The sequence below is a fragment of the Prolixibacter denitrificans genome, assembly GCF_003014495.1.
GTDB classification, from domain to species: domain Bacteria; phylum Bacteroidota; class Bacteroidia; order Bacteroidales; family Prolixibacteraceae; genus Prolixibacter; species Prolixibacter denitrificans.
On the sequence record NZ_PYGC01000026.1, the window covers coordinates 2,172 to 5,670 of the forward strand.

Here is a 3,499-nt window from a genome sequence, read left to right on the forward strand (position 1 = left end):
GTATGGGGGATTAGCTCAGTTGGCTAGAGCGCTTGATTTGCATTCAAGAGGTCATCGGTTCGACTCCGATATTCTCCACAAAGGGTGTAAACACCAGGAAAGTTCATAAAGAAACGTATTGGAACACGAAGGATTAGGCTGGCGCCTGGAAAAGGAAAGGGTTCGATTCCCTGCAATCCACATATCCTGAAAGGGATGAAGTTCATTGACATGCTGGAAGAAAAACAACAGAGTTACAAGAGAAACGCCGAAGGATAAAACCTTCGAACAAGGCGAGAGAAAGTACGAAAGGGCGTACGGGGGATGCCTTGGCTCTCAGAGGCGAAGAAGGACGTGATAAGCTGCGAAAAGTCGCGGGGAGGTGCAAATAACCGTTAATCCGCGAATATCCGAATGGGGCAACCCACCATATATAAGTATGGTATCCTGTTATGCAGGAAGCTAACCCGGAGAACTGAAACATCTAAGTACCCGGAGGAAAAGAAAACAAAAGTGATTCCCCTAGTAGTGGCGATCGAACGGGGATAAGCCCAAACCGGAAGTGTTTCGGCACTTTCGGGGTTGTAGGACTGCGCTATACGAAGTAAGACGAAACGGAAGTGTTCTGGAAAGTCACACCAAAGGAGGTGAAAGTCCTGTACGTGTAAGGCTTGCGGAGTTAGCAGTATCCTGAGTAGGGCGGGACACGCGAAATCCTGTCTGAATCTGCCAGGACCATCTGGTAAGGCTAAATACTACTGAGAGACCGATAGTGAACCAGTACCGTGAGGGAAAGGTGAAAAGCACCCCGAACAGGGGAGTGAAAAAGTACCTGAAACCGTACGCCTACAAGCGGTCGGAGCCCTTTAGGGGGTGACGGCGTGCCTTTTGCATAATGAGCCTACGAGTTACTCCTCACTGGCAAGGTTAAGTGGTTCAGCCACGGAGCCGAAGCGAAAGCGAGTCTGAACAGGGCGGTATAGTCAGTGGGGGTAGACGCGAAACCATGTGATCTACCCATGACCAGGTTGAAGTCCCGGTAACACGGGATGGAGGACCGAACCAGGGGACGTTGAAAAGTCCTTGGATGAGTTGTGGGTAGGGGTGAAAGGCCAATCAAACTTGGAAATAGCTCGTACTCCCCGAAATGCATTTAGGTGCAGCCTTGGTTATGAGTCTTGCAGAGGTAGAGCTACTGATTGGATGCGAGGGCTTCACCGCCTATCAACTCCAGACAAACTCCGAATGCTGCAAGATGCTCACCAGGAGTGAGGGCGCGGGTGCTAAGGTCCGTGTCCGAGAGGGAAAGAACCCGGACCATCAGCTAAGGTCCCCAAGTGTATGTTAAGTTGAACAAACGAGGTCTGATTGCATAGACAGCTAGGATGTTGGCTTGGAAGCAGCCATTCATTTAAAGAGTGCGTAACAGCTCACTAGTCGAGCGGTCGGGCGTGGATAATAATCGGGCATTAAACATACCACCGAAGCTATGGATTGTAAATTTATTTACAGTGGTAGGGGAGCATTCCGGTCAGCGCTGAAGGTGTACTGCGAGGTATGCTGGAGCGTCCGGAAAAGCAAATGTAGGCATAAGTAACGATAAGGCAGGTGAGAAACCTGCCCGCCGATAGACTAAGGTTTCCTGATCAACGCTAATCGGATCAGGGTTAGTCGGGACCTAAGGCGAAGCCGAACGGCGAAGTCGATGGCGAATCGGTTAATATTCCGATACTTCTCTAGACTGCGATGGGGTGACGAAGTGATGAAAGACCCGCGTACTGACGGAATAGTACGTTGAAGGGCTTAGGTGTTGATACCGGTAGGCAAATCCGCCGGTAGAGCCGAAACCCGACAGTACCGAGAGCCTTCGGGCAATCGGATAGTGGTCCTAAGGGCTTCCGAGAAAAACCTCTAAGCTATAGGTGTAGAGAACCCGTACCGTAAACCGACACAGGTAGTCAAGGAGAGAATCCTGAGGCGCTCGAGTGATTCGTGGCTAAGGAACTAGGCAAAATGGCCCCGTAACTTAGGGAGAAGGGGCGCTGGCGCGAGCCAGCCGCAGTGAAAAGACCCAGGCGACTGTTTATCAAAAACACAGGGCTATGCTAAATCGCAAGATGATGTATATGGCCTGACACCTGCCCGGTGCCGGAAGGTTAAGAGGGGATGTTATACTTTCGGGTAGAAGCATTGAATCGAAGCCCCGGTAAACGGCGGCCGTAACTATAACGGTCCTAAGGTAGCGAAATTCCTTGTCGGGTAAGTTCCGACCTGCACGAATGGTGCAACGATCTGGGTACTGTCTCGGCCACGAGCTCGGTGAAATTGTAGTAGCGGTGAAGATGCCGCTTACCCGCAACGGGACGGAAAGACCCCGTGAACCTTTACTGCAACTTCACATTGGTTCTGGGTAAGTGATGTGTAGGATAGGACGGAGACATTGAAGCGGGTTCGCCAGGATTCGTGGAGTCATCCTTGAAATACGTCCCTTTGCTTGCCTGGGGCCTAATCCAGAAATGGAGACAGTGTGTGGTGGGTAGTTTGACTGGGGTGGTCGCCTCCAAAAGAGTAACGGAGGCTTCTAAAGGTGCGCTCATGGCGATTGGTAACCGCCAGCAGAGCATAATGGTATAAGCGCGCTTGACTGTGAGACTCACAAGTCGATCAGGTAGGAAACTAGAGCATAGTGATCCGGTGGTTCCGTATGGAAGGGCCATCGCTCAAAGGATAAAAGGTACTCCGGGGATAACAGGCTGATCGCTCCCAAGAGCTCATATCGACGGAGCGGTTTGGCACCTCGATGTCGGCTCGTCACATCCTGGGGCTGGAGAAGGTCCCAAGGGTTGGGCTGTTCGCCCATTAAAGTGGCACGCGAGCTGGGTTCAGAACGTCGTGAGACAGTTCGGTCCCTATCTGTTGTGGGCGTAGGAGACTTGAGAGAGCCTGACGTTAGTACGAGAGGACCGCGTTGGACATACCTCTGGTTTACCAGTTGTTCCGCCAGGAGCACCGCTGGGTAGCCATGTGTGGAAGAGATAAGCGCTGAAAGCATCTAAGCGCGAAGCTCGCCTCAAGATGAGGTCTCCTTAGAGGGTCGTTGGAGACTACGACGTTGATAGGTCGCAGGTGTAAAGACGGTGACGTCAAAGCCGAGCGATACTAATTGCCCGAAACTTTCCTTGCCGGTTTTATAAATTGGTGTTTTTGTTGTAATGAAATTGTTTTCTTCCAGGGTTCATGTCAGTAATAGTGAAGTTTTAAGTCGAAAGATTTAAGTTTTAAGAAAAGGGAGAAAGCCGAAAAGCGAAGTCCGGCCCGACATCAAAGAACATCTTAACACTTAACACCTAAAACTTAATCACTATTGCAAAAAATATTGTATAGCTGAAAAGCAAAGCTGAAAACTTTAGGTGGCTACAGCGACGGGGTTCCACCTCTTCCCATTCCGAACAGAGAAGTTAAGCCCGTCAGCGCCGATGGTACTGCAGAGATGTGGGAGAGTAGGTCGCCGCTTATTTTA

1 tRNA gene and 2 rRNA genes are annotated in these 3,499 nt (G+C 50.6%); all 3 read left to right on the plus strand.

The annotated features are described in order from the left end of the window. Positions 1 to 4 precede the first annotated feature (4 nt). The 3 genes from CLV93_RS19970 (at position 5) to rrf (ending at position 3,496) form a co-directional block, all read left to right on the plus strand. A tRNA-Ala gene (locus CLV93_RS19970) sits at positions 5 to 78 on the plus strand. A gap of 198 nt (positions 79 to 276) precedes the next feature. After that, a 23S ribosomal RNA gene (locus tag CLV93_RS19975) occupies positions 277 to 3,161 on the plus strand. Positions 3,162 to 3,385: 224 nt separating this feature from the next. Further along, positions 3,386 to 3,496: ribosomal RNA gene (gene rrf / locus CLV93_RS19980) — 5S ribosomal RNA — on the plus strand. Positions 3,497 to 3,499 lie beyond the last annotated feature (3 nt).